General features: G+C 45.3%; 1 protein-coding gene. It reads left to right on the forward strand.

Translation table 11 applies throughout. The features are described 5' to 3' along the window. Positions 1-91: 91 nt before the first annotated feature. A partial coding sequence (locus Q4563_RS18285; protein WP_303605519.1) for an OadG family protein occupies positions 92-318 on the forward strand: 227 nt, incomplete at its 3' end.

Genomic DNA, 318 nt, shown 5'->3' on the forward strand with positions numbered 1-318 from the left:
TTCCCACTATAAACACGGGTTATTCTGGTGAGAATTTATGGGAAAACACGTCGCTGTCCGTAAAAATGATTACTAAATAGGAGCCGCTTGCATGTCTGAGCCAGGACTCGTCACGCAAGGTTTGGAATTGATGTTTTTTGGTATGGGTACGGTATTTGTCTTTTTGACAATGCTGGTATTTGTTACCGGATTCATGTCCAAGCTGGTAAATAAATATGCTCCCGAGGAAGTGGTTGTGCCGACACCGGAAAAAAAACGACCCCAGTCTCAGGGAGTGGATCCGCAATTGCTGAAAGTACTGTCAGCAGCGGTCAAGGA

The organism is Gilvimarinus sp. 1_MG-2023, assembly GCF_030548285.1.